Source organism: Paenibacillus sp. 2TAB26, assembly GCF_052115145.1.
Taxonomy (GTDB): domain Bacteria; phylum Bacillota; class Bacilli; order Paenibacillales; family Paenibacillaceae; genus Pristimantibacillus.
The window spans coordinates 146,683-172,979 of record NZ_JBFRGC010000008.1; the positions used below are offsets into that span (position 1 = coordinate 146,683).

Consider the following 26,297-nt stretch of genomic DNA (forward strand, 5'->3'; position numbering starts at 1 on the left):
TTTAAATAAGGGGGATATGACATTGTTTTCTTTTCAACAGAAGTTTTACAGCAGCCGTCGTTTCATTTTTGCCGTTTCATTACTATTGTTAGCGGTTCTCGTTTCCGCTTGTGGAACAGAAAAAGCTCCAACCAACGCTGGAGCACCATCAAGCGGCACCGAAGAGACCACACCCGAAACGGCCGTGCCGGAAGCTGCGAAATTCAAGACGGTCTCCACGGTTAAAGGCGACATCGAAATTCCGGTTCATCCGAAGCGGATTGTAGCCGAAGAATACTTGGGCAGCCTGATTGCTCTTGATGTTATTCCGGCAGGATCTCCGGGTGTTACGATAGAAAACTACTATTTCAAAGAAGCGCTGGCAGGCGTTGCAGATACAGGAATTTATGGAGAGCCATCCGCTGAAAACATAATCAGCCTCTCCCCCGATCTCATCATTACAGCCAACGGAGACAGCTACGAGCAGCTCCGTAAAATTGCACCAACGATTGTTATCCCATACGGAGAATTAAAAAATGTTCACGCTGAGTTGACCTATTTCGGAGATTTATTCGGAAAAGAAGATGTAGCTAAGTCATGGCTGGCCGAATATGACCGACGCATTGCAGAAGCCAAAGCTAAGGTAGATAAAGCTATTCCTGAGGGTGCAACCTTCTCCATCATGGAGTACAGCGATAAAACGACTTGGGTTTATGGAGACAACTTCGGTCGCGGCGGCCAACCCATCTATCAATCATTAGGCCGTAAACCTCCTGTCGATGTTGCCGATGAAATCATGAAGAAGCAGTGGGCTGAAATTTCATCGGAAATGCTGTCCAAGTATGCAGGCGATTATATTATTTTGACATCCAATGACCGTACGATAGAATATTTTCAAAACGACCCGATCTGGGGCAATCTTCCGGCTGTAAAAAATGGCCACATCTACATATGGCCTGAAGAGAGATCATGGTATTATGACCCCATCGCTGTTCTAGCTCAATCTGAAGAGCTGACAGAGTGGCTCGTTAATCAAGGGAAATAATAAAAAGCCTTCAAAACCACTAGCAGCGTGGCTTTGAAGGCTCTTTTAACTATAATAAGTTCTACTTATTCTAAAATAATAACCACCGCTTTACTTCGCTACAACCGGTTTATCTTGAGATACTGCAAGCTGATGCAAATAAATGCCCGTTCCATCTCCAATGGCGAAATTGAGTACCCGTTTATTAACTGGAACGATAACGGCGCGATACAGCGTCGGGAATACAGGAATGTCTTTCACCATCAGCTCCTGCCATTCCTTGTAGATGCCTTGACGTACCTTCACATCAAAGGCCGCTTCTGAAACCCCTTCTTTAAGCAAGCGATCCTGTTCGTCACTAGCATAACGAGGGAAGTTGTAAATCGCATCGCGCCCGTATAAGCCAGCTGGATCAACGTCAATTCCTACGCCCCAAGCGCCTTGATACACATCTACTGTTGGATCATCTTTTCCTGTGCTTCCTACACGATCATAGAAAGTGTTGAACTCCACCATTTCCAGCTTTACGTTCAAGCCAATCGCTTGCCATGACTGTACATAATATTGAGCAAGCGGCTGTGCAATATCTCCGCCTGTCATGGAAATAAAGTTAATAGCTAATTCGCTGCCATCTGGATTTGTACGGAATTTGCCGTTCATTTTGTAGCCAGCATCATCCAAAATCTTGTTAGCCAAATCTTTATCAAAGGCAAGGCCTTTATTAGTAGCATCATGGTACTCTGGGTGAGAAGGCGGAATAAGTGTCGTCGCATTCCAGCGCAGGCCGTGATAGAATTGCTTGCCGACCTGATCGTTATCGACCGCATGCCACATCGCTTTCCGCAGGTTTACATCGCCCATTTTCGATTTTGGATCAGGAACGACTTTGCCAGCCTCAGCATCCCACTTGCCTAGTTTAAAGCCAATATACGTATATGCACGGTCAATTGCACCTAAGTATTCAAGATTTGATAGACTCGCATTATCTGGATATTGATCCGCCGGGAAGGAATCAACGAGATCGACACCGCCAGTTTTCAATTGTTGTACAACGGTTGTTTGATTAATTACTTTCAATACAACCTCATCTAGTGCAGGCTCACCGCGCCAGTAATCTGTATTTTTCTCAAAAACAACAGATTCCCCAGGAACGATGCTTTTTACTTTAAATGGCCCGAAGCCGATTGGTTTCTCACGAACCTCTGGAGAAGCCGAAATTTTAGCCACATCCATATTGCCGAAGATGTGCTTCGCTAATGGATAATTCCATACACCACCGGTCAAAAGGGAAGGAGATGATTGAATATACGTAATTTTAAGCTTTTTCTCGCCTAAAACTTCAATTCCTGAGATCGTTTTTGCTTTTCCTTCATGGAATTCCGTCATCCCTACGATATTAGTGAAATTCGAATCATACCGTGGACCGTCATATTTGGGGTTGCCGATGACTTCATGAGCGAATAACCAATCCTCTGCAGTTACTGGCTTGCCGTCATGCCAGTTTACATTATCGCGAATCGTAAGCGTAAATGTTTTGCCATCCTCAGACACTTCATACGTTGCTGCCCCATCATTCGTATATACATAGCTTTTGTCCCAAGTAAGCAGCCCTTCATCAAACCAGTTTAGTACTTGTGAATCCGGATCACCGGAATAAAAGTTCCAGTTCAGCGTCCCTTCAAATGGTGTATCTGATACAAGGCCAAATGTAATGGAACCACCCTTTATGGCTTCGCCCTCATTTTTCTTCACATTGCTGAAATCCTCAATGGAATAAAGACCATCGTCTGGAGCAGGCTTCTCGGTTTCCGCAGGAGCGGCACTCTCCGTTGGCTTCGCCGCACCATCAGTCGGGCTCGGCGTGTCTACACTCCCGTTATTAGATGAACAAGCTGCAAGAAAGACTAGTAATGCCAACATAAGCGGTAAAAATAAAGACCTTGAAAACATCGTGTTCTTCTTCACCATCATTCTCCTCCTTTATTATCCTTTTCTTTGTCTTGCATCCGTCGCACGCTTTAGCGCTTGACCGACATTGTTTATACTCAACATCAGTACCAAAATCAGTATCGATGCAGGTAACCATATCCACCATCTAAGCTCGAGCGTTTGCGGGTCTCTAGCATAGCTGACCAACGTGCCTAAGCTGGGCATGCTCTCAGGAAACCCGAAGCCAAGAAACGATAGTCCAGACTCCAAACCGATATTTGCCGCCAAGTTCAAAGTCATCGTTACAATGATGATGGAGCTTAAATTCGGCAATACCTGGACCATCATGATTTTAAAATTAGAGGAGCCTAATGTTTTGGATGCCTGAACATAATCGAGCTCCTTCTCCTGCAGCGCTTTCGAACGAATTAATCTAGCAATCCCCATCCACAAAAAAGCGGTCATAATAAGCGAGAAAGACCAAATATTATATTTAGGCACGGCTGTAACAAACGCGATCACGATCATCAAGGTCGGCAGGATCATAAAAAAGTCAACAAATCTCATAAAGATATTATCAACCGTACCACCGAAATAACCGGAAATGAGTCCAACACATACGCCAATGACTCCTGTAAACGCAGTAACAATAATAGCAATCGTTAATGAATTTCGAGTCCCAATAATTAATTGCCCAAAAACATCGCGGCCTCCATAGTCCGTACCTAACAAATGCTCGGATGACGGCGGCTTTTTCAGTGCGAATAAATCAACCGATACAATTTGCTCCTGATTCAGAACAAGCGAGATCCCATACACAGAAAGAATAACTACGCTCAAAAAAATTAATGATACGAATGCGACTTTGTCTCGTACGATTTCCCGCCAAATAATATTCAAGCTTGACGGGCTTTTATCCGGCACCTGGAGCGCGGTTATGGGAATGTTCGTCTTTCTCATTTCTTTCACCTCAACATCTCGAGTTCTTATTTAATTCGAATACGAGGATCAACGATACTCAAAACAATGTCAGAGATTAATGCCCCGACAATAGAAGCCACTCCATACAATAAAACAAGCGCAGTAACGACGCTGAAATCCCGCAGAGCGATTGAGCTTAAGAATAGTTGACCCATTCCTGGATAACTGAAGATACCCTCTATGAACACCGTGCCTCCGATGAGTCCAGTAATCTCATAACCAAAAAAAGCTGCGATCGGCAATAACGAATTTCTTAAAATATGGCGATTATAAACGCGGGATTCTGAGGCGCCTTTTGCTCTTGCTGTGATAATGAAATCCTTTTGCTTCGTATCAATGATTTCGCTTCGRAGATATTGAACCGTCGACACGGTTGCGATAAGAGCCATCGAGATGGCTGGGAGCAGCAAATGATAAAATTTGCTCATAGCATATTGAAGAGTACTTGGTTCCAGTCCTGGAGCGACGCTTCCCCCTGTTGGAAACCAACCAAAATGAAAGCCGAACACCCATAACATCAATAAAGCGAAAATAAATAGCGGGGCTGCAAATCCAATATAGGTATAGCTTGTAATCAATCGATCTCCCCATGTGTCGTTATAGCGTCCGCTTGTAATCCCAAGCGGTATTGCAATCAAGTAAGTAAGGATTAGAGTGACGATGGATAACCAAACGGTATTCATCATGCGCTGGCCAATCAGATCAGACACTGGCATTTTGAAACGAAACGACTGTCCGAAGTCACCTTGCACAGCTTTCGTAATCCAGTCCCAATACTGCACATACCACGGATTGTTGAGGCCTAGCCTCTCACGCTGTGCATCCATTGCAGCTGGATCAATACTCGGATCGATCATTCCAGTCAATGCATCCCCCGGCATGGCCTTGGCTATTAGAAAGACGAGGATGCTTAACAATATAATTTGAGGGATCATTATGACTATTCTTCGTAAAACTGTGCGCCACATCGTCCTCACCCTCTCCCAGGCAAAGCCACGAAATGTGTTTCTGAAACGGGTTTTAACGGATAAGCCAAACCATCCTCGTCAAAATAATTCTCATAGGCTTGTTCATATTCCGCCTTTACCGCTTTGCGAAACGAGTGTTTTTCCTCTCGTTTCGTTGGATCAATGTCAGGAATAGCCGAGATAAGACGCTTCGTATAAATATGCTGAGGTTGATTGAAAATATCAGCTGTCGTTCCTCGTTCAACGTAACGGCCTTTGTACATAATGCCAATATGATCGCACATATGCCTTATAATGCCGAGATCATGACTAATGAGCAGATAAGTAAGGTTTAGCTCCTTCTGAATATCCTGCATGAAGTTTAGTACCTGCGCTTGAACAGATACGTCCAGCGCTGACACAGGTTCATCGGCTATAATCAGCTTTGGTTTTAAAGCGATGGCTCTCGCAATCCCGATTCGCTGCCGCTGGCCTCCTGAAAATTCATGAGGATATTTATAAATCGATTCTGGGCTCAAGCCCACTTGCTCTAGTAATTGTTGTACACTGCGCTTCTCTTCGCCAGCAGACTGCTTCTCAAAATTTCGCAGCGGCTCAGCGATAATATCAAGCACGCGTTTCTTAGGATTCAAGGAGGAATAGGGATCTTGGAAGATCATTTGAATATCTCTGCGGAAGCCTGCATGGCTTCGAAGTCCGCCTGCAGCAAGCTGCTGGCCTTGGAAGAGAACACTTCCTGATGTAATTGCATTTAAGCCTATGATGGCTCTGCCTGTCGTGGTCTTGCCAGAGCCAGACTCACCTACTAGTCCATAGGTCTGTCCCTGCTCCAAGGAGAATTGTATACCGTCTACCGCTTTGATCGGTGGACCCTTTTTACTGAAAAGACTCCCGCGATTCGGAAAATGTACCTTTAGATCGCTGATCTCAAGAAATGACATGTTGATGATCCTCCTTCTCGTCAGGGAAGTGAAAATGCTTGTAGCAGCTGCATCTGACGAAATGGCCCGGAGAAATCTCATGCATTTCCGGGTTCGCTTCATGTGCAGCCTCAGCAATCCAAGGCGTCCTCGATCGAAAACGGCAGCCCTGCCTCGGGAGGTTCTGAAGAGATGGCACAATTCCCTGAATAACATGGAGCTTAGACTTTGCTTCATTCACAGTTGGTATCGATTGCAATAATGATCTGGTATAGGGATGCTGTGCTTTAGCAATGATTGTGTAGATATCGGCAATTTCAACAATTTGTCCGGCATACATAACAGCGACTCGGTCAGCCATCTCGGCCACAACGCCCAAGTCATGCGTGATTAATACAATGCCAGCCTTGCTTTCATCCTTCAATCGCCGCAGCAATTCAAGAATTTGCAATTGTATCGTTACATCCAGTGCTGTAGTCGGTTCATCTGCAATTAATAGCTTAGGATCATTGGCAATCGCGATGGCAATAATGACACGCTGCCTCATCCCGCCGGACAATTCATGGGGGTAACGCCCGTATGTATGCTCTGGGCGAGGAATACCCACTTTAGTTAAAAGCTCGATCGCCCTGTCCGCTCTTTCCTTACTAGAGAGTTTGGGCTGGTGCAGGAGAATAACTTCTTCAATCTGAGTACCGATAATCATAAGGGGATTTAATGCGGATAATGGGTCTTGGAAGATCATGCCTATTTCTTTCCCTCTCAGCTTATTTAGCGTGGAGGGTGACATCTGGACAATGTCCTGTCCTTGGTAATAAATATTTCCTTCTATCTTTGCTCTCGTATGGAGGCCCATGATGGAATAGGCCAGCGCACTCTTGCCGGAGCCCGATTCCCCCACTATGGCAAGAACTTCATTTTCTTTTACCGTTAGCGTCACATCATCCACTGCTGCGTAATAACGATCCGCAATTCGAAAAGAAGTCGTCAAATTCTCAATTTTCAGCAGCTCTTTTTTCAATAGAATCCTCCTAACGTAGTGATTCTAAACTTGCAATATTCATAATTTTCCGAATTTTCAAACCATAGATTTATCATATCTAATATAAGCATAAAACAATTTAACTGCAACTATAATTTATAGCATATTCAATATATATATTCTTGTTTTTGGATTTCATTACTCTAATGGATCATATACTAATGTTTATAGTAAACGCTGTCAAGCTTTAATGTGATGTATTACATTTCGGTGATAGTTATTTGTTAGGTTTATACTGTTATATAATTACATTTAATAAAATATGTATTTTCTTTTTGTAAATATAATCTCCGTTTTACTCATTACTACAATCATTACTTTAAAAATATTTATGAAATTTTCAGCAAACGAAACTCTGATAAACTATTTTTCAATATTAGTTTACGAGTTAGATTCCTCACTGTTTTTATGCAATAATATGTACATAATCTTTTAAAATGAAACAGAAACAGAAAAGATTTCCCTTAGTCTAAACGAATTTATTAATGGCGATAATAATATTCGATACTAAAAACAATTCATAGCAGATGGAGTGAGCGCCCTGATTTCTTTAAACCGATTTATTAAAATTTGTTTCGCTGTAATTTTAGTTCTTGCCATTATTTATTTAGCATCACTTGTCGATTTTATTTTCAAGCCCTTCGTTTCTTTGTTCAGTATTGTTATGATTCCGTTGATGCTCGCCTCTTTTTTCTATTATCTACTACGCCCGCTTGTAAACTGGATGGAGCGACCTAAATTAAAGAGACCTTGGGTCATTCTCATTATTTATTTAGCAGCTGCTGTGCTGTTTAGTTTATTTATCGTTGGCGTATTTCCTTCGCTTCGCACTCAGTTTTTCAATTTAGTAAATAATGCGCCTAATCTTTTCAATACGTTAGGCAAGCAGCTGCAAGATCTGGAACAGAACGGGTTTTTAGCAGACATTTTACCTGAAGATGTAAGTCCTTTTTCAAAAATAACCGAATACCTGAATAAAGGATTTTCATTGTTGACTAACTATTTAACGGGGATGTTTTCTTTTATCTCTAATTTCGCACTCATTTTGTTCACCTTCCCTATTCTTCTTTTTTACATGTTGAAGGAAGGGGATAAATTCGGCCAGAAAATCGTCAGCTTCATGCCTAAGAGGTACCATGCTGAAGGTAAAAAAACGATGCAGGAGATTGATACGGCTCTAAGCGGATTCATTGTGGGGAGAGTTGTTGTAAATCTGGCGCTCGGTGTTCTGATGTATATCGGCTTCCTTATCATCGGTTTGCCTTATGCTCTTTTATTGACTGTCGTTGCTGTTRTTATGAATTTTATTCCTTTTATAGGTGCCATACTGTCTGCTGTACCGATCGTCATTATTGGTTTAATTGAATCGCCAACTGTTGCGATTTGGTCATTAGTGGTCATTCTACTCTCACAACAAATACAGGATAATATTATTTCACCTTATATTTTCGGAAAACAGCTCGATATTCACCCTATTACAACTATTCTATTGGTGCTGGTGGGCAGTGACGCTTTTGGAATCATAGGCGTAATCATTATTATACCGGTATATATGATGCTGAAAATCGTTGTTACGAAGGTATATCAGCTGTTCTTCAAACAGAAATGGGAAGACGCATAAGTATTAAGCTTTACAAGCAAAAGGGGATCACATCGATGTGGTCCCCTTTTGCTTACCCGTAGCCATTGTTGATTTCTACTTTGCCAAAATCGTATTGCCGTCATCCACCACCAATCTCGATTCTAGTTTATTCACCCTCAAATATTCTATGATAATTAATAGATTTTGGTGTTACAAAACATCCCTATTCTCGATATGCCGAACCGTTGACCAGGCGATCGCTACGCCAAATACTGCTAAAGCAAGCGGAATGTAAATGATGGTTGCCAGTGAGAAGACAGGATTGCTCGAACTCGTCAGCATGACGATTAGGAGTGAAGAGAGAATAGTTGCAGGCACCGAATGCTTGCGCATGCCGAAATAAAGCGGCACTAAACTTGCTCCTGCTGCTGCAAAAGCAAAACTTACGATGCTTGCTAGCTGCGCAGCATAATCCATCGGTACAGGCGCTTCCTCTATAATATGAAAAAAATGATTTATGCCAATAAGCATGGACAATGTGAAAATATGCGAGATGACGATTGCAACAAAAGTAAGGATAGCTACAATCGCCAGCTTGGAAGCAAACAGCTTTTTGCGACTAACCGGGTACATAAACATAACTAGAATTGTTTTTTTCTTATACTCATCAATGATTAACTTGCTAATTAGAACGGCAGCCATGACGATAAACGTCGATCTAACCATAGCGCCAGCTATAATATACAGCTCTCCAATATTTGCGATCTCATTTTTTACTTCTACACCCTCAAAGTAACCGATCATGAACATTAGCGTAACAATCAAGACATTCGCTATGATCGCTGCCTTCACATACCAGCCTAATCCCATTTTCGCTATTTCCAGCTTCATAAGTTTAATCACGAATGCTTCACCTCGTCCCCTTGAATCAAATCGAGGAAATACTGCTCCAAAGAAGTGTACTTCTTGTTCAGCGACTCGATATTCACATCATTTAGTGCAAGCGACTTTGAAATCGTCGTCTGCATCGCTCCCGATTCAAAGATACGAATCATATTGTCATTTATAATTTTAAAATTAGTGAGCTGGAGCTCGTTGGCTAGCACAGCGCATGCCTTTGTCCGATCCGGCGTTATGAGCTCGATATATTCCGAGTTCTGGCCCCTAACATCTGCCATCGACACCTGTTTAATGAGCCTGCCGCCACTGATCACGCCAATCGTATTGGCCATTTGCTCTATTTCACTGAGCAAATGGCTCGATATGAGAATAGTAACTCCATAATCTGTACTTAGCATTTGAAGCAGGTTACGAATTTCTTTAATGCCGGCAGGATCAAGCCCATTAATCGGCTCATCCAATATGAGCAATTCAGGTCTGTTCATAATCGCTCTAGCGATCGCCAGTCTTTGCTTCATCCCGAGCGAGAAGTTTTTGACCGCTTTATCATCCACGTTACGCAGGGCAACCATGCCGAGCACCTCTCCGATAACCTTGTCATCATGGCAGCCCATGTACTCGTTATGCAGCTGCAGGTTTTGTTTGGCAGTCAGCTTGTCATAAAAAACCGGCATTTCAATGATGCTTCCCATTCTTTTAAATACATCATACGTGTTAGGCCTAAGCGGCTCATTAAACAATTCGATTTGCCCCGCAGTCGGCTTAATCAAATTCGTGAGCATTTTCATAACGGTCGTTTTCCCTGCGCCATTTGGGCCAAGGAAGCCGTATATTTCGCCCTTCCGCACGCTCATGCTTACATTGCTTACGACTTCTTTGCCCTCAAATGCTTTCGTCAGGCCGCTCGTTCTCAAAATATAATCCACTCGTTCTCTCCTTCTTTCCATGTTGTAACTAGTTCTCAGTTTATCGAACACCCTTATCTTATTTGTTGCTTATTTCTAACAAAAATCTTAAGTTGCTAATAGGTCATGTGTTTGAGCTTAACCGTGAACGTCGTTTTCTCAAACGGGATGCTATGCAATGTAATCTCGCCATTCATTTCCTCCACGAGTCTTTTCGTAATCGTTAAGCCCAATCCACTTCCCTGGAAAGCCTTGTTTCTAGACTCCTCCAGCGTAAACATCCTTTCAAAAACAAGCTCTTGATTTCGAGCGCTAATCCCTTTGCCGCAATCCGAAACGTCAATCCTAACATACGAATCGTCAACGCTCATAGCAAGCCCAATTCTCTTCCCATCGCTGCCGTAACGAATGGCATTGGACAATAAATTGCTGAGCACCCGCTCCAGCGCTTCCTCGTTTCCTAAAGCATAGATCGCTTCTTCTGGAATTTGAATATCTGCTTCATAGCCGCTTGCCTGCACCAAATCGTAAAAGGACAAAATGCTTTTTTTGCATAGCTCGTTCATATGTATTCGCGATAGCGTGATGTCGTTGTCACCCGCTTCTAATCTAGCTAGATCGAAAAAACCGTTCATCAGCTTAATGATCTCCAGCGTTTTTCCATGAATCAGCCGCAGAAGACGTTCTCTTTCTTCAGATGCCATCTCGCGGCTGCCTTGTATCATCTCGGCATAGCCGAGCACGACGGTTAGCGGTGTTTTTAGATCATGCGAGAAGTTAGCAAGCATTTTCCTCATGGAATGATTCGTTTTAGTAAACTGCGCCAGCTTATTTTGATTATCTGTGAAGAGGCGGTTTAACTCGACCAGCAGAAGTTTCAATTCGCGATCATCTGTCATGAGAAGCAGCGTTTCCGAAGATTGCTGCTCTAGCTGTCTGCTGATTTGGTTTGCAATATACCGTAAGTCGGAGCTTCTAGCGCGCTTCATTTGATACTGAATGACATTTAAAATGGCGAGTATGACAATGATACCTAATAAACTATAAACCATATTAAAATTCTCCCAGCTTATATCCGATGCCCCATAACGTCTTTATATATTGCGGCGATGATGGATCGTCTTCGATCTTCTCTCTCAAACGGCTGATATGAACGTTTATAACGTTCTCGTCTCCAAAGTAATCATCATTCCATACCGATCTGTAAATTTGCTCCTTCGTAAACACTTTGGTTGGGTTCATCGTTAGAAGCTTTATGATCTGCCATTCCTTTGAAGTAAGCTTAATCGACTTGCCCCGTTTACTTACATCAATATTATCCGTATCGATTGTAAGTTCATGAACACGAAGTACGTTCGAGGCTTCCTGATTCCGAACACCTGAGTATAGCGTTGCTCTGCGAATCGCAGCTTTTACTCTTGCGAGCAGTTCGATCATAGAGAACGGTTTGGCCAGATAGTCATCTGCTCCGAATCCTAATCCTAAAGCTTTGTCCACATCGCCATCCTTAGCAGATAAAATGAGGACTGGAAGCAGACTATGCTCCCTAATCTTCTTCAAAAAATCAATGCCATTCAGCTTAGGCAGCATGACATCCAGCAATATTAAATCATACGTTTCCTGAGAAAATAACCGCAGTGCTTCTTCACCATCTGCCGCATGTACGATATGGAAGCCTTCCAACGTCAAATAAGCCTCTACCATTTCGCTAATCGATCGATCGTCTTCTACGAGCAATATGCGTTGTTTCAAGCCGTCCCACCTATCCTATCTATGTAAAGTCATTTTATATTTTCAATCTATTTCCTTACTATACCATAGCCTATTTGTGTCAGATGACAGGAACATTGTCCAATAACTAAAAAAAAGCCCGCGATTTTACGCGGACTTAAGATTCGTTTATTTCACTTCAACTACAAAAGGGCTGATAAACGTTTTACCGTTTCGTTGAAATTGCCCCCAAATCTTATATACACCAGCACTCGGGAAAATCGTCATGAATTTCGCCTCCGGGCCTTTCGCTTTTTCCTCCATCGGGTGTACATGCAAATACTGCTCTGTATCTTCGCTTAGAATCACAACGTGCCCAACTGCGCCTAGGTAAGGCTCTAAATCCGTTATCGGATCTTTGGACTTCGCATCCGAAAGTTTGAAGTTCAACTCCATTTCTTTGCCGGCTTCCGGATGATTGTTTTCGAGTGTGATTTCTACCCCGTCCACAATCACGAAATGTTCATCCGATGGTTTAATCGGAACTTGTTCAGCGGCTAGCCCTTCTACCTTGATCCATTCGGACTTCGTTGTGGCTGATCCGCCGGTAGGAATATAGTCGGCGAATAACTTGTAATCTCCACCGGAAGGGAACGATGTCGTGATTTCGAATTGCCCATTCCCTTTGTACTCCGGATGGATGTGGTCAAAGTAAGATAAATCTTTGCTGACTGCGATGAGATGAAGCTTCTTCTCGTGATTAATATCAAATGCCTCGATGGCCTTTCCGTCCGTATCTTGAATTTGTACGGTTATTACGGTGTTCTCTCCAGATTTCGGCGTTTCTTCAGACCATTTCCATTCAGCATTCGTCTCAAGCTTCTTCGTCTCACCAGAATGTTCTTCTCCGTGAGCTCCGTGCTCTCCGGCACTGGATGCAGCGGGTGATGCCACTTGAGAATTCCCGCCATGAGCACCATGATTATCTGTTTCTTGTTTATTTTGTTTTCCGCAAGCAGCAACAAGAACGAGTACAGCTAGCAATCCGATCAAATAAATTCGTTTCATTTTAGCCTCCATGATCTGAATAACTTTAAACTTTTGCCCTTTGTAGACGCAGCGCATTCAGTACAACGGAGACGGAGCTTAAAGCCATAGCTGCTCCGGCGAGCCATGGTGCAAGGAATCCAAGCGCTGCAATCGGGATGCCGATGACATTATAAGCAAGCGCCCAGAACAAGTTTTGCTTAATGTTTACCATCGTTTTCTTACTCATCGAGATCGCGTCCGGAATACTGTTCAAGTCACCGCGCATTAAAGTAACATCCGCAGCCTCCATGGCCACATCGGTTCCCGTTCCGATAGCCATCCCGATATCCGCAATTGCCAATGCCGGCGCATCGTTAATTCCATCTCCAACCATTGCGACCTTCTTACCGCTTTCTTGCAATCGCTTGACCTCGTTGGCTTTGCCATCGGGCAGCACTTCCGCCAGCACATGGTCGATTCCAACTTGGCTCGCAATGGCTTTCGCCGTACGTTCATTGTCGCCTGTCATCATCACGACTTCCAAACCGAGCTGCTTTAATCTGGCAACTGCCTGCTTCGAAGTTTCTTTAATCGTGTCCGCTACGGCTACCATACCAGCGTACTTCCCGTTAACCGCAACCAGCATCGCTGTTTTTCCAACCGACTCCAGTCGGCTCATTTCCTCAAAAGCGGACTCCGCGTTCACGTTAGCTTTCGCCAATAACTTTCGGGTTCCTATTAGCAATTCGTTCCCTTGAACTGTAGCTTCAATGCCAAACCCAGGTATCGCTTGAAAGGATTCGGTCGATGGGAGAGAAATACCTTGCTCTTGAATGCCAGCCACGATCGCTTCCGCAAGCGGATGCTCCGAATTCTTCTCCGCTGCAGCAATCCAGGACAAGAGCTGTTCCCGATTATAGCCTTGCTCAATCCGTACATCCGTCAATTCCGGCTTGCCTTTCGTTACCGTTCCCGTTTTATCCAATATAATGGTGTTAATGCGATGCGTGGATTCTAAATGCTCGCCGCCTTTGAACAAAATACCGAGTTCAGCGGATCGACCCGAACCAGCCATGATCGATGTTGGCGTAGCAAGACCTAGCGCACACGGGCATGCTATAACCAGAACGGCAATTGCCTTCTCCAACGCCTCTGCGAAATTGCCTGCATCAACAGCGAAGTACCAGATCAAGAAAGTGACGATCGCGATCCCTACAACGATCGGGACGAATATTCCAGAGATCACGTCAGCCACCCTTTGAATCGGCGCTTTCGAGCCTTGCGCTTCCTCTACGACTTTGATGATTTGGGAAAGCGCCGTTTCTTTTCCGACTTTAGTCGCTCTAACTTTAAGCACGCCATTTTTGTTCAGCGTTGCTCCAATGACTTGATCTCCTGTCTGCTTATCTACCGGGATACTTTCACCGGTTAACATCGATTCATCAACTGCCGATAACCCTTCAAGCACTACACCATCGACTGGCACTTTCTCGCCGGGTTTAACTAGGAATACATCTCCAGTTACTACCTCTTCTATTGGAATACTAACTTCCTGACCATCCCGTATGACGATAGCCGACTTGGCTTGTAAACCCATCAATGCTTTAATCGCTTCGGAAGATCGGCCTTTCGCCTGCGTTTCAAATAATTTACCCAGCAAGATTAACGTAATCAGCACGGCACTCGTCTCATAATACATCTCAACCTGATGATGTGCGGATGCATTTATTGATTCGATGGTTAAGTAAACACTATAGAAGTAGGCGGCAGATGTGCCGAGCGCTACCAATACATCCATATTCGCACTGCCATTGCGCAGCGCCTTATAGGCTCCGACATAGAAACGGCTGCCAATAATGAATTGTACCGGGGTAGCCAATATCAATTGGAACCATGGATTCATGAAAATCTCAGGCACCCATATCCATGACGTAAAGGAGAAATGCCCAACCATTGCCCAGAGAAGCGGCAAAGAGAGAATAGCTGATACAATCAACCGGATCTGCAGGCTGCGGACTTCTTTTTTCTTATGATCGCTTTCATTCGTCTGCTCGCTCTTTGGTTTAGCTTTATAGCCGATCTGTTCAACTTTCTTGATCATATCTGCAGCACTTGTCATGGATGGAATAAATTCCACATGCGCCGTCTCCAAAGCTAAGTTTACCGTCGCTTTTACGCCGCTCATTTTGTTAAGGCCCTTCTCGATGCGCGTGGCGCATGCTGCGCAGGTCATGCCTACAATATCGAAGTCAATGGACTCCTTCACCGTACCGTATCCCAGGGCTTGAATTTTCTGCTCCAATTGGGACATGTTCACTTGAGTAGGGTCAAAGTTGACGGATGCTTGCTCCATGGCGAAGTTCACGTTTGCTTGTGCAACGCCTTCCAGCTTATTCAGGCCTTTCTCTATACGGCTCGCACATGCTGCGCAAGTCATGCCAGTGATCTGTAGTGTGGCTTGTTGATTAGATACTGCTTGATTAGAACTGCTCATGATCATCACCTATTCTTCTGTCGTATTACCATCTTAACTATGTGACTTTTTTATTTCACGACATCGTAACCCTGTTTCTCAATCGTTTCGACAATGGCATCCAATGAGACTTCACTGTCGTCATACACCAATTCAACCAGGCCTGCGGCTCGATCAACAGTCGCTTTGGCACCGAGAGTTTCGACTGCACCTTCAATCCTACGAACACAACTGCCACAAGTCATTCCTTCTACATTTAACATAACGTTTTTCATTATTAATTCCTCCGTCTCACTTGTTTTGTTAATATACAATACTCCCCTATAGTATATTAACGACAAAATAATAAATTATTGATGACTTCCTTGAAGTTGATTCAACCGACAAGCTTAGTCACACTTTCCTTTCGCAAACGGGTCACTTGCTCCAAGGGTGCAGCCTGCATATCCGATTTTATTAGAATCGACAGTTCCAAGCCGGTGAACGCTTCATCCAGCCAAAGTTCGAATGGCAAACCCACTTCTTCCGCACCTTATGAGAGTGGAGATGCTAAGGCTAATATACGAAGAGTCAAGCTCCAACACAACCTTTGTAATTAATGGTAACGATAAGTATAGAATACCCCCGTACCCTATATTTGTCAAGCGAAGTTGATGAATAAAATTTAAAAGCAAATGTACACAAGCACATTTGCTCCGATTATCATTTCATTAGTTTATTTATTGTCGTCAACAACTCATCAATGACTCCATGTTCACCCGATTGAATTTTTTCAACGACACAGCTTTTCATATGGTTCTCGAGAAGTAATTTTCCGACGCCGTTTAGAGCCGATTGAACCGACGCGATCTGATTGAGCACGTCATCGCAGTACGTATCTTTTTCGATTAACCCTTTGATCCCTCGAATTTGCCCTTCAATTCGGTTCAGGCGACTGGTCAGGTTTATCTTGGTCTTCTCGGAGTGATGGCTATGTTGATGGTGGTGATGATTTTCATGTCCAGCGGATGCAACCGTTAATTCATTTTCCATGGCTTATCCCCTCCCCTTAAGCCCTATTATACCCCCTAACCCTATCCGATGCAAAGTTCTGATAAAGCAGCAAATCAGCCGTGAATAACACGACTGATTATTATGCTATCTCATTTTCAATTCTCTGGCGTTTTCCCTTTACGAATAAAAATCAACGCGATAAGCGCACCCACGATAGCTATGATAGCTGCTCCAACGAATGCGGAGTGAAAACCCGTATTTAATGCTGCAATTTGATCGATCCCTTTATCCAGCTCCCCTTTTGTCCAGGAAGAAGATACAGCAACCATGACAGCTAATCCAATGGCTGAACCAATCTGATAGCTCATATTGGATAAGCCCGACGCCAAACCGGATTCTTCCGGTCTTGCCCCTGACAAGGAGGAAATCGTTGCCGGGATATAAGCCATTGACATGCCAAGTGCCCCGAGTAGAGAAGCCCATAGTACGTTGGTAACGAAGTTTCCATCCTCTGGCGTATTCCCAGCGAACAGCAACAGTGATCCTGCTAATATAAGCATGCCAATGACGAGATTTCCTTTGATGCCGAACTTGCCGACAAGCCTTCCCATGACTGCGACCATCAAGATCATGATGAGGATCGTCATCGGCACCAGAGCAACCCCGCCCATGAATGCCGAATAGTTCAAAACCTGTTGAAGATACAGATTTAAGAAAAACCAAAGCGGAATCCAAGCACCTGAAAGAGTTGCCAAAATGATATTGCTCGCAAGTAGATTTGGAGCTCTAAATATCCGTAGAGGTACGAGCGGGTCTTTTTTCTTCGCTTGCACGATCAGAAACAGAATGAACAGTACAGCAGCAATGGCCAATAGACCAAATGTTTGCGCCCCCCATCCGTTATGCTCCGAAGTGACGATCGCATATACCGCCAGCACCAACGCAGCTGTGACCGTCAGTGATCCTAAGATATCGATGCTGCCCTTGCTTTTTGTTCCTTTTGGAAGGACATACAGACTGTACAAAATAGCGAACAAGCCAACGGGGATGTTGATCAGGAATGTCCAATTCCAACTGAGCCATTCCGTGATGACTCCTCCAAGGAAAACCCCGGCGGTTCCGCCTGCTGCTGCGGATGCTCCCCAGAAGCCGAAAGCTTTGTTTAACTCCTTAGGGTTAGCGACAAAAAGTTGCATGATGATGGTCAATGCAGCTGGAGCGATTAGCGCAGATCCAAATCCCTGAATGGCGCGGCCAATATTCATCGACTCCTGGGACCAAGCTAATCCGGCTAACAGCGAAGCAAGTGACAAGATTATAAACCCAAGCATAAACATCTTGCGTTGACCGAATAGATCGGAAAGTCGGCCTCCTAGCAGCAATAATCCCCCAAAGAAAATGACATACGCATTAAATACCCATTGCAGGTTGTTTTGCGAGTAACCAAGTGCTTCTTTAACAGCTGGAAGAGCAACCCCGATGATAGATGTATCCATGATAACGATGAACTGAGCCAAGCATAGCAAGAACAATGCCTTCCATCTTAGCGGATTCACATTAGCCATAGCATTTGAATTTCCTGACATATCGTATTCCTCCTTGATTTGATTTACATTCGTATAGTATACCCCCCTACCCTATATTGTCAACAACTATTTCCATAAAAAAACTGCTGACTTTAAATCAGCAGTAACTTGATTTGATTTAAATCCACTATGGGATGAGTTGATTGATAGCGCCCGTTAACGTTTCTTTCGGTACAAATCCTGTTACTTTCCCGACTAGCTCACCCTTTTTGTAAATAAACAAAGCTGGTAAACTCATGACTCCCATTTGCTCTGTCACTTTCGTTTCCGTCGCTGCATCCACCATGGCCACCGTTACTTTTCCTGCATAAGCTAGGTCGATTTCCTCTAGAATCGGCTTCATTTGTTTACAGAGCGTACACCATTCCGCCCAAAATTCCACCAAGACGGCATCCTGTTCAGAAACCAACTTATCGTAGGTGTTGTCCGTTAAATTTAAGATAGTCATTGCTATATTCCTCCTCTTGTCTAATTCACCCTTATAGGTACATAACCACCACACGCAACACACAGTTTTTGTTGATGGAGAATCTTAATATACTTTAACTTCATAAAATCAGACAAACACTATAATAACTCAAATACCGCCAAATTAAAATTTAAGATAAAAATCTAAAAATCTATTTATAAGTTAACATGATCTCCGTCGGAATTGAGGCAATTGGGTCTTTATCTGCGGATCGACCTATTAGACTTAAGACGTAGTCGTAGCTCCGTCGCCAGCCGCTTGAGGCGGAATAAGCTTAAATGATACATTTTCATTAACAGTAAATAACGATGAAATTCGGAGGTAAACTGATGCGTGTACGAGGAAGTGCCGGTCGTTCGTGGTCACTTGGAATATTGGCTTTTTTGGCGTTAGCGGTTGGGGCCTACGCCTTGCTTTTGTACGGATCACTTGACGGCATTAAGGAGCAGGGCTTTGTCACAGAAAAAGGAAGCATGCCTGACCTATGGTACAGCGTTTTATGGGGCCATGCCGTTTCTGCTGGAATAGCGATTGCAATCGGCTGGTTTCAATTCATCAAGCGGTTTCGGCATCGCTCGCCAAAAGCACACCGCACGATCGGCTATATTTATGCTGCAATGATTGGAATTGGCGGCATCACTGGCCTGTATCTCGCTTTTTACGCAAACGGCGGGCTGATCGCAAAGGTTGGCTTCGGCACCTTATCTATTTTATGGCTGTATTCCCTTTATCGCGCGTTAAAAAGCATTATCGTCCACCGGAATAAGGCTGAGCATGGACGCTGGATGGCAAGAAACTATGCTCTTACCTGCGCTGCAATTACACTCCGCTTGTTTACTGCACTCGCAGCCGGTATATGGAAAATAACGGATACGAATGAATCGTTCTTCGTTATTGCTTGGATTTGCTGGGTACCAAATCTACTGTTTATTGAAATGCTAATGAGTAGAAAAAAGCGTATTGGCATGACGCATGAGAACGGTATATATCCAAAGATATAAACAGAAAAAGAGCAAGGACGGCTGCAACCCATCCTTGCTCTTTCCTTTTTATCATCCTGCTTTTAAACGCGGTTATAATCCGCTCTCCACTTCGTAATCGATTTCTTGATCGTCCCGGAATTCATTCCCGCTTCAACAGCCTTCACGCATAATGCAGGAAAAGCATCATCCTCCGCAAAACGCAGAGCAATGATTTGCTGCACGCTAAGTCTTGTATCCAATGGTTTGCCTGTAAGCCTGAAATGCCGAAAATTCTCCTCGTGAACAATGCTGCGATCCTGCAGCTTCGTTGCGAACTGACGGACAACCGCCCCTAATAGAACTACACATACAGAAAGACCAAAAATTAATAGCGAAGAGAAGCTGAATTGCTCTTTAAATATATGAACAATCGACGCGATAAATAAGATAAGCGCAATGGGCGCCAGTATAAAATGATACAAAGGTGCATATTGCCCATGGTTCTCATAGCTTTGCGTTTTCACATTGCTCACAACGATTCCCCCAATGTAATGTCTAGTTCATTCTTTCTTGAAAAACTGAATCACACCAAAAGCAAGACCTTCAGAGTCTTCACAATAAGCAAAATCACCAATTTCAGGGATTTCCATCTTGGCGGAGGTAACTTTGCCGCCTGCCCGCTCGACCTTGCCCAAATATTCATCCAGATCCGCCACGGTAATTGAATTAACGGTTCGCAGTGCCTCTTCTGTAGAGCTGCGCATTAGTCCACCGTCTATTCCTTCCTCACCATCTTCGCCCGTAATGATTATCCAGTACCCCTCCATCATCTCTTGGAACTTCCAACCAAAAACCTCTTCGTAAAATGACATTTTTTTCTCTGGATTTCTAGTCTCTATTTCAAAATGAATAACGCGTGACATGACGTTCACTCCTCTTTTTGCAGTAGTCTGATAAGACTCTACAAAAAGAATAGCCATAAACCGTGAATTTTGCTTCTTCTAGTTTGCTCTCTTTTATCCCTCCAGCCTATTAAGATAAGCTTGAACGAGAACGGGAAAGGAAATCAATATAGGCGGATCATAAAACTTTGGAGGTCGAAGGGTAACATTGGATTCGCCTTTAGCAACGCCATCTGTTACAGTGATTTTCCCATTTGCCTTGCCACGCCAAGAGTGCTGCGGATGCAGATACTCATCGAGAGAAGCATCCCATGAAAATGCGATAGACATGATATAGTACGTTCCATCGGGAACATTCGGTATCACGTATGCTCCTGACTCAAAAACCATGGTGCATCCCATAGGCTTGCCCATAGGAATTGGCCTAGGAAACAAGCCAATACAAATCACGCCATGAAGCGATTCTGACGCCTTAACATTCCCCTCTATGGCTGAAAGCGCCTTAATGCCCTCTGGCAAACGAATGGATCGAAGTTCATTGAGCCCAAGCAACCTGCTCTCTATAAAATGTCTAAACTGCTGCGGCGAAAGCCCGATAAAACTTGAGAATTTGGAAGAAAAGGTGCTAAAACTGCTGTATCCCACCGTTTGACCTACCTCTGTAACTGATAAAGTAGATTTCAATAGCAGCTTTTTACTCCATTGAAAGCGAAGAGCAGATAAATACAGCCGAGGCGGAATGCCTGTGGTGGAGCGAAAGATACGATCAAAATGAAAAGGACTGTACGAAATAAGCTTTGCCAGCATTCCCGTCGAAAGAGTCGAATCTTCCATACGTTCTACCATCTGAACAATTGCTGCTTTTACAGCGACTTCATGATCAGATTCCGTCGTTTGCTTCAAGCCTGCCGTCTTTTTTTCGTAAACTTCTTGAACGGAGTGACTCACACCATTACTACCCCACCTCTGCCATGTAGTCTACCTATTAGAATCATTAAACATGGTGACGTTGAATACTTACAACATATGTAAATCATTATACATGATAACTTTCTATTGTCAGAAAAAAATAAAGTATTTTTAATAACGCTATCTGCATTTCCCTTACTGTCCATCCTGTATTATGATTCTATAAAAAAGGGAAGGGACTCTTCTGCCTATGGAATTATCGAGGTCTCAGCAATTAGCTCAAGAGTATATAACAAATTACGCAAGAAGCCGCAAAAATGAGGTGGAGCAAACAATGAGGGAAATCCTTCAAATGTCCAGCATCGAGCTGAAGACATTTGAAGATGCTATCACTAAACTAAAATCTCATGCAAGTATTGCGCTGCACTTTCACCCCGATCGATTAGATCCGAACATGAAAAGCGTTGCTGAAGCACTGCTTGAGCAGGGGATTTATAAAAGCCAGTTCGAGACTTTCCTATCGAATGGAAGTGTATCAGCATTTCCAGGTGGTGAACGAGACGTTTGGGAAAATAAAATGTTTGGCGGAGCGTACCAAATAAATGGCTCAACCAATAGCGAACGGCCGAAGTATGGGGCACTCAATGTCATGTTACATCCCGATGGACCTGCTCCACGGTTTGGATCATGTTATTTTCTTTTATCCGCTGAGGTCTCTCATCGTTGCACTTATACTTATTTGGATTCTCACCAAGACCCTAAGGAAAAGGGGACGTATAAGGAATTTGACCTTATTTTGGCTGCTCTCATGAGGGATGCGTTCTATAATAATTTTGCCATTGGTGAAAGCAATCTGACGGTTCGAAAGTTAATCGACCATATGCTCGTCAATCTTGAGAAACCATTCCAAAATCCATCAAACAAAGAGCCAAATCGAAATCTTGACCACTATATCGAAGCTCAGGTTCATGGTGACATTTCTCTTAAAGAAGACGTAAAGACGCTTGTTGCCGATCCATCATTTAAGGGCACCCATACAGGACAAATCTTAGAACAGCTATGTTTAAAGTATGCAATTGATCTTTACTGGCATAGGGGCTTTACCCTTTTAGTTGATGAGGTGCCTATCAATTTTAGAGGTCCTTCGATGCCTTCACTAGCCAAAAGAATTGCGCAAAGTGATTTTATTGATGTTAATATGATTGGCGCAGCAGCTATGGACTTGAAACGAAATCCAAGTCATTGGAGCGATAGAGGAACCTACAAAGAAGTTCTGCAAGAATTAAAATTACTCTGGCATGTTTTAGTGAGATATGGAAAGCCAATGGAAAAGTGAAAGTTAGCGTAATCGGAGGTTAACAAAGGAAAATTAAAAAAGAGGAGCCCGTAGCTCCTCCCCTCTAAACCCTATGTTCTACCGATTCTTTGCTCTGATCAGCATCTGATCTCACCTTGATTCGATATTCCTGCGGCGATATTCCCTCAAGCTCCTTAAACACACGAGAAAACTGCTTGCTGTTCTCAAAGCCAACGACGCTGCCGATTTCCTGCATCTTCTGATTGCCTTCGAGCAGCAGTTCTTTGCTTTTGCGAATACGAATTTTTTTTAGAAACAATACAAAATTCTCGCCCGTATGAACCTTGAACGCTTCACTGAAATAGGAGTAATTAAGGCCAACATAATTGCTCACGACAGCCATATTAAGCGGACGATAATAGTTATCCTCCATATAATTAACCGCTGCTTTAATCTCTGAATGCTCGCTATACGCTGAGCGTATGCCTCTGACATAGTCGTTCACGCTTGAGAGCAGCAGCTCCAAGCTCCGATAATAGTCGTGAAAGCTGCGGAAATTATCCATACTGCCCACTTTACGATACAGCTTCAATACCTCGATCGACTCTTCACCGTAAATACGAAATACTTCGTCCAGAACCTGCTCATTGATCATTTTGCCTACCAGCTTTAAGTAGCCAATATCTACATTTGGTATATCCTCCGTATGGAAAATTTGCTTCAGCAGCTCCTGAACCTCCCGTTCTCGATCGGTTCCGAGCATGTTGCCAAGCTTGCGAATTTCTTCTTCTGGCACCGGATAATACTGCCGCTTAGCTCGAATGTCTTCATGATGCAGCAGACGGCAATTCGAATAAATGAATGAATATTGCAGCGCCTCAGAAGCTTGCTTATAACAATGAAACAGATCTTCGATTTCATTCCCCTCGGCGCTTATCCCCATCCGCAGTCCATCCAGTTCCTTCCCGCCAGCCTGCCTAAACAATTCTTCGAACTGCAATGCTGGGCTGCCGATCAGAACGAGCTTGCCTTCACTATCTAGAAACGAGACCTCCAGTACGCCTTTAATCGGCTGCATCATTTTCTCCACTAGCAGCTTGAACTCTTCTTTGTTCATGGAGTCGCCGCTCTCCGATTTATATTTCAGGACGGCAACAGTAAACGGTCTAGTAAACTGCTCAAATCCGATTTTAGCTTCCAGATCATTTGCAAAATCGTAAGCAGGGTCATCCTGCCTGAACCATTCCTTCAGCCTGTTTATCCGCAGCTGTTCACGGTACGTATCGCTTACCGCTACCCGCTCAGCTAATTCAGCTTGCGCTTGCAGCGTGTTTTCGCTCTTTGTGAGTGATTCAAACAGCTCGTCCCGCCGAATCGGCTTAAGCAAATAATCTTTAACCTGGTATTCTATTGCAGCCTTTGCATAGGAGAAATCGTCATAGCCGCTTAAAATAATGAAGATCGGTTTCTGCTCCGGCTCCGACTCCTGAGTTAGCTGTTTAATGAGTTCAATTCCATCCATCACAGGCATGCGAATATCTGTAATTACGATATCTGCTCGTTCATTGCGATATTGTGTTAACGCATCTTCTCCATGAATCGCCATTCGAATGTGATACAATTCGGGAAATTCTCTCTCTATCATCGTCTTGAGCCCTAATCGGATATTTTTCTCGTCATCTACGATCAGCATTGTTCTCATACCCGGAACTTCCTCCCATCAACAGTACCTTAGGAAGGGTAATGACTACTTCGGTGAATTGCCCTTCTCTGCTATATACCTGTAATCCATATGACTTGCCATAATAAAGCCGAATACGCTGATGAACATTGCGCAGGCCGATTCCAAACGCTTGTTTTCCTTTTCCCGCTTCTTTCTCTGAAGAAATCCCGTTACTATTATCGGTGTGAATCATTTCATTTAACCGCTCCAAGCGGGCCGCTTTAATACCCATGCCGTTATCTCTCAGCCTGATGATAATGCCTGCATCCTCATCCTCAATAACATCAATTAATATTTTGCTCGTACTCTCTTCCACACCCGTCCACGCATGTTTTACAGCATTTTCTACGATTGGCTGCAGGGACATCTTAAGCACTTCAATCTCTAGCAGCTTCGGTGGTATATTTAGTTCCAGCTGAATCGGTTCGTCGAACCGAATATTCATGACGGCAATATAATTCTGAATATGGCGAAGCTCATCCTGTAAGCTTACATACTCGCCAGACCACTTGAAATTATAACGCATCATCCCGCCAAGCGAGGTAAGCGAATCGGATATCGTCCGCTGGTTTTCCATCTCTGCGAGCATCTTAATATTCTCGAGCGTATTGTACAAAAAATGCGAGTCGATCTGACTGTGCAGGGTGCGCAGCTCCGCCTCTTTCGTTAGCGCCTGCTTCTTAACTCCCTGGGCAATTAGCTCATTAATTGTATGAATTAATTTGTTAAAATGATGCGCTAGCTCGCCTATTTCTCCGCCTCCGCCCAAAGGAAGCCCCGTTGGCATTTCTCCTCTTCTTACTTTCTTCATTGCCTCTGTGAGACGTCTCAGATTTTTGAGAATAAAGGAGTTCATTAAATACGTTATGAAGGACAATAGACCGATCAAAATAATATTAGCAGCGATGATTTGTCTCTCGGCTCTGGATACGCGTTCATCAACATTTTTTAACGACACCACATTAAGAATATGCGCGCTGACTTGTTCCACAGGCGTGGAGACCAGCAAATAAGGATGCTTATTTACAGAAAATCGCTTTTCCTTAACCCCTTGCTCATTCATTTCCCGGAACTCTTGCAAAATGGCTTGATGAAGCTCTGGATCACTGCCGACAAACGGTTGATTGTCATCCATAAAAATAGTTCCGTTGCCATCAGCAAGCATCATCTGTGACCCGTCATCCTTAATATTGGCAAATGCTTTAGGCGAGAACTGCTTCAGCAGCATTTCGACTTGGATAATCCCAATACGCTTGCTTCCGGAATTCATGACGCGCAGGAGTGAAACCTTCGGCATTTGCTCGTTAACATCCGTCACGTAACGATGCAAAATGTCGAGATCCTGCTCTTTGAATATCCACATCTCCTTGCCATCCAATTGATCCAGCTTGGCGTACCACGGCTCTTTTTGAATCCGGCGTTCATGGAAAATAATCGGCCAAACTTCGGACATATGATCATTGTTTGCAAACAATCGAAGATGGACAATATTTGGATTATTGATTTGAATGTTGATCATGTCGGTAAGGGCGCCGCGATATAAGTCGAGGAGCTCTTCAATAGGAAGCTCTTCATCCTTTGAAATATAATCCAAAATTTCAGATTTCGATAGCGTGAGCTGGGCAGCCCGTTCCATAGCTTCAATCTGATTTAGAACATTCACTTTCTCCATTTCAAGCAAGTATTGGCTTTGCTTAAAGGTATCGTTAATATAACTATCCCTAATCTGATTAAAGAGATAGTTCGATACGCCGATGCTAGGGATTAATAATATGACGATATAAGCCGCCACAAGGCGGCTTTGCATCGATCGATGTCCTAGCCAATTCGTAGCAGACTGAAGATGTAACCGAAATTTTCTGCCCATAATGCTCTCACTTCCGCTCTGTATTTCATTCACTCGATTAACTTCCCCATCAAGCAAAAACAGCTATTCTTATATTGCACAAAAAGCACCCCAGACCGTTTCCGGTTCTGGAGTACCTTTCGCTGGGGTCTTCCCCCTAAGTGGTAG

General features: G+C 43.7%; 25 protein-coding genes. 4 read left to right on the forward strand and 21 right to left on the reverse strand.

Translation table 11 applies throughout. The features are described 5' to 3' along the window. The first annotated feature begins 16 nt into the window (after positions 1 to 16). The gene (locus tag AB4Z50_RS10695; protein ID WP_441878669.1) at positions 17 to 1,024 is read left to right on the forward strand and encodes an ABC transporter substrate-binding protein; all 1,008 of its coding nucleotides are present in this window, start codon (positions 17 to 19) and stop codon (positions 1,022 to 1,024) included. Positions 1,025 to 1,114: 90 nt separating this feature from the next. Here AB4Z50_RS10695 and AB4Z50_RS10700 read toward each other — a convergent pair whose 3' ends face one another. The 5 genes from AB4Z50_RS10700 to AB4Z50_RS10720 are packed head-to-tail and all read right to left on the reverse strand — an operon-like array spanning position 1,115 to position 6,822. Beyond that, positions 1,115 to 2,971, reverse strand: a complete 1,857-nt coding sequence (locus tag AB4Z50_RS10700) for an oligopeptide ABC transporter substrate-binding protein (protein WP_441878671.1) — start codon at positions 2,969 to 2,971, stop codon at positions 1,115 to 1,117. Between the two features lie 15 nt (positions 2,972 to 2,986). After that, positions 2,987 to 3,892, reverse strand: coding sequence for an ABC transporter permease (locus AB4Z50_RS10705; RefSeq protein ID WP_076268768.1), 906 nt, complete (start codon positions 3,890 to 3,892; stop codon positions 2,987 to 2,989). A 26-nt stretch (positions 3,893 to 3,918) separates the two neighbouring features. Next, positions 3,919 to 4,881, reverse strand: a complete 963-nt coding sequence (opp4B, locus tag AB4Z50_RS10710; protein WP_441878673.1) for an oligopeptide ABC transporter permease — start codon at positions 4,879 to 4,881, stop codon at positions 3,919 to 3,921. A 5-nt stretch (positions 4,882 to 4,886) separates the two neighbouring features. Continuing rightward, on the reverse strand, positions 4,887 to 5,822 hold the full coding sequence (locus tag AB4Z50_RS10715; RefSeq protein WP_339206714.1) for an ABC transporter ATP-binding protein: 936 nt from the start codon (positions 5,820 to 5,822) through the stop codon (positions 4,887 to 4,889). Next, positions 5,809 to 6,822, reverse strand: coding sequence for an ABC transporter ATP-binding protein (locus tag AB4Z50_RS10720; protein ID WP_441878676.1), 1,014 nt, complete (start codon positions 6,820 to 6,822; stop codon positions 5,809 to 5,811). The genes AB4Z50_RS10715 and AB4Z50_RS10720 overlap by 14 nt, the downstream gene beginning before the upstream one ends. Before the next feature lie 562 nt (positions 6,823 to 7,384). On the opposite strand from AB4Z50_RS10720, the gene AB4Z50_RS10725 reads away from it, so the two are divergent. Continuing rightward, the gene (locus tag AB4Z50_RS10725; protein ID WP_441878880.1) at positions 7,385 to 8,464 is read left to right on the forward strand and encodes an AI-2E family transporter; all 1,080 of its coding nucleotides are present in this window, start codon (positions 7,385 to 7,387) and stop codon (positions 8,462 to 8,464) included. Positions 8,465 to 8,635: 171 nt separating this feature from the next. On the opposite strand, the gene AB4Z50_RS10730 is transcribed toward AB4Z50_RS10725, so the two are convergent. The 11 genes from AB4Z50_RS10730 to AB4Z50_RS10780 form a co-directional block, all read right to left on the reverse strand. Next, on the reverse strand, positions 8,636 to 9,328 hold the full coding sequence (locus AB4Z50_RS10730; protein ID WP_441878678.1) for an ABC transporter permease: 693 nt from the start codon (positions 9,326 to 9,328) through the stop codon (positions 8,636 to 8,638). After that, positions 9,325 to 10,251, reverse strand: coding sequence for an ATP-binding cassette domain-containing protein (locus tag AB4Z50_RS10735; protein WP_441878680.1), 927 nt, complete (start codon positions 10,249 to 10,251; stop codon positions 9,325 to 9,327). Before AB4Z50_RS10735 ends, AB4Z50_RS10730 begins: the two co-directional genes overlap by 4 nt. Positions 10,252 to 10,346: 95 nt before the next feature. Continuing rightward, positions 10,347 to 11,282: a sensor histidine kinase gene (locus AB4Z50_RS10740; protein WP_441878682.1), complete on the reverse strand. Its 936-nt coding sequence runs from the start codon at positions 11,280 to 11,282 to the stop codon at positions 10,347 to 10,349. 1 nt (position 11,283) lies between these two features. After that, entirely contained in the window at positions 11,284 to 11,982 is a 699-nt protein-coding gene (locus AB4Z50_RS10745; RefSeq protein WP_441878684.1) for a response regulator transcription factor, read from the reverse strand. Positions 11,983 to 12,129: 147 nt separating this feature from the next. Next, a complete protein-coding gene (locus tag AB4Z50_RS10750; protein ID WP_441878686.1) occupies positions 12,130 to 13,020 on the reverse strand; it encodes a hypothetical protein in 891 nt (296 codons plus the stop codon). 13 nt (positions 13,021 to 13,033) lie between these two features. Then, positions 13,034 to 15,463 (reverse strand): heavy metal translocating P-type ATPase, encoded by a 2,430-nt coding sequence (locus AB4Z50_RS10755; RefSeq protein ID WP_441878688.1) that lies wholly within the window; start codon positions 15,461 to 15,463, stop codon positions 13,034 to 13,036. A gap of 50 nt (positions 15,464 to 15,513) precedes the next feature. Then, positions 15,514 to 15,717, reverse strand: a complete 204-nt coding sequence (locus AB4Z50_RS10760) for a cation transporter (RefSeq protein ID WP_441878690.1) — start codon at positions 15,715 to 15,717, stop codon at positions 15,514 to 15,516. A gap of 101 nt (positions 15,718 to 15,818) precedes the next feature. Further along, entirely contained in the window at positions 15,819 to 15,956 is a 138-nt protein-coding gene (locus tag AB4Z50_RS10765; RefSeq protein ID WP_441878692.1) for a hypothetical protein, read from the reverse strand. A gap of 188 nt (positions 15,957 to 16,144) precedes the next feature. Beyond that, on the reverse strand, positions 16,145 to 16,474 hold the full coding sequence (locus tag AB4Z50_RS10770) for a metal-sensitive transcriptional regulator (RefSeq protein ID WP_076268759.1): 330 nt from the start codon (positions 16,472 to 16,474) through the stop codon (positions 16,145 to 16,147). A gap of 116 nt (positions 16,475 to 16,590) precedes the next feature. Beyond that, positions 16,591 to 18,021: an MFS transporter gene (locus AB4Z50_RS10775; protein WP_441878694.1), complete on the reverse strand. Its 1,431-nt coding sequence runs from the start codon at positions 18,019 to 18,021 to the stop codon at positions 16,591 to 16,593. A 127-nt stretch (positions 18,022 to 18,148) separates the two neighbouring features. After that, positions 18,149 to 18,469, reverse strand: coding sequence for a thioredoxin family protein (locus tag AB4Z50_RS10780; protein WP_441878696.1), 321 nt, complete (start codon positions 18,467 to 18,469; stop codon positions 18,149 to 18,151). A 350-nt stretch (positions 18,470 to 18,819) separates the two neighbouring features. Between AB4Z50_RS10780 and AB4Z50_RS10785 the strand changes: the two genes are divergently transcribed. Beyond that, entirely contained in the window at positions 18,820 to 19,491 is a 672-nt protein-coding gene (locus tag AB4Z50_RS10785; RefSeq protein ID WP_441878698.1) for a DUF2306 domain-containing protein, read from the forward strand. Positions 19,492 to 19,553: 62 nt separating this feature from the next. Here AB4Z50_RS10785 and AB4Z50_RS10790 read toward each other — a convergent pair whose 3' ends face one another. The 3 genes from AB4Z50_RS10790 to AB4Z50_RS10800 form a co-directional block, all read right to left on the reverse strand. Then, positions 19,554 to 19,985: a DUF6526 family protein gene (locus tag AB4Z50_RS10790; RefSeq protein ID WP_441878700.1), complete on the reverse strand. Its 432-nt coding sequence runs from the start codon at positions 19,983 to 19,985 to the stop codon at positions 19,554 to 19,556. Positions 19,986 to 20,012: 27 nt separating this feature from the next. Next, a complete protein-coding gene (locus tag AB4Z50_RS10795) occupies positions 20,013 to 20,375 on the reverse strand; it encodes a VOC family protein (protein WP_339206696.1) in 363 nt (120 codons plus the stop codon). A 93-nt stretch (positions 20,376 to 20,468) separates the two neighbouring features. Then, positions 20,469 to 21,302 carry a helix-turn-helix domain-containing protein gene (locus AB4Z50_RS10800; protein ID WP_441878702.1) on the reverse strand — a complete coding sequence of 278 codons (834 nt, stop codon included), beginning with the start codon at positions 21,300 to 21,302 and terminating at the stop codon, positions 20,469 to 20,471. A 211-nt stretch (positions 21,303 to 21,513) separates the two neighbouring features. On the opposite strand from AB4Z50_RS10800, the gene AB4Z50_RS10805 reads away from it, so the two are divergent. Further along, positions 21,514 to 22,599, forward strand: coding sequence for a DUF3626 domain-containing protein (locus AB4Z50_RS10805; protein WP_441878704.1), 1,086 nt, complete (start codon positions 21,514 to 21,516; stop codon positions 22,597 to 22,599). 64 nt (positions 22,600 to 22,663) lie between these two features. Here AB4Z50_RS10805 and AB4Z50_RS10810 read toward each other — a convergent pair whose 3' ends face one another. After that, positions 22,664 to 24,262, reverse strand: coding sequence for a response regulator transcription factor (locus tag AB4Z50_RS10810; RefSeq protein WP_441878706.1), 1,599 nt, complete (start codon positions 24,260 to 24,262; stop codon positions 22,664 to 22,666). Next, positions 24,237 to 26,183, reverse strand: a complete 1,947-nt coding sequence (locus AB4Z50_RS10815) for a histidine kinase (RefSeq protein ID WP_441878708.1) — start codon at positions 26,181 to 26,183, stop codon at positions 24,237 to 24,239. Before AB4Z50_RS10815 ends, AB4Z50_RS10810 begins: the two co-directional genes overlap by 26 nt. Positions 26,184 to 26,297 lie beyond the last annotated feature (114 nt).